Genomic DNA, 533 nt, shown 5'->3' on the forward strand with positions numbered 1-533 from the left:
CGTCTGCACGGCAAAGAAGTGTCTAAAGAATCCAAGTTTGTCCTATCGGACACCACCGTGCAGGAAAACCACATCACTTTTCCTACGGATGCCAAGCTGTGCAAGAAAGTAATTGATCAATGCAATAAGATTGCTAAGAAAGAAGGAATCATCCAGCGTCAGCGGTACACCCGGGAAAGCAAACAATTGGTTCGCGACACTTACAACGGAAAACATCCCAAGCGTGTCAAAAAAGCCAATAAAGCCAAAAGGCGGTTGAAAACAATTGCCAATGCCTTGTTGCGTGAGCTTGACCGCAAAATGAAGGAAGAACAGAAGAGACTGTACGAAAACGAGTTCTCGCTTCTTAAACAAGTTGTAAATCAAAAACGAGAAGACAAGGATAAAATTTACAGTCTGCACAAACCCTTTACCCGCTGCATAGCCAAAGGTAAGGCCCACAAACAGTATGAGTTTGGGAACAAAGTCGGACTCATTACTACAGGCAAGAAAGGCAGAAAAATCATTACAGCCGTACAGACATTCTTAGACAA

The 533-nt window shown here is 43.3% G+C and carries 1 pseudogene; it reads left to right on the forward strand.

Annotated features, from left to right (window positions below):
• Nucleotides 1-533 (forward strand): annotated as a pseudogene (locus tag EII41_RS13770) (IS5/IS1182 family transposase); the annotation flags it as partial.

This window comes from Tannerella forsythia, assembly GCF_003860135.1.
Lineage (GTDB): Bacteria > Bacteroidota > Bacteroidia > Bacteroidales > Tannerellaceae > Tannerella > Tannerella forsythia_A.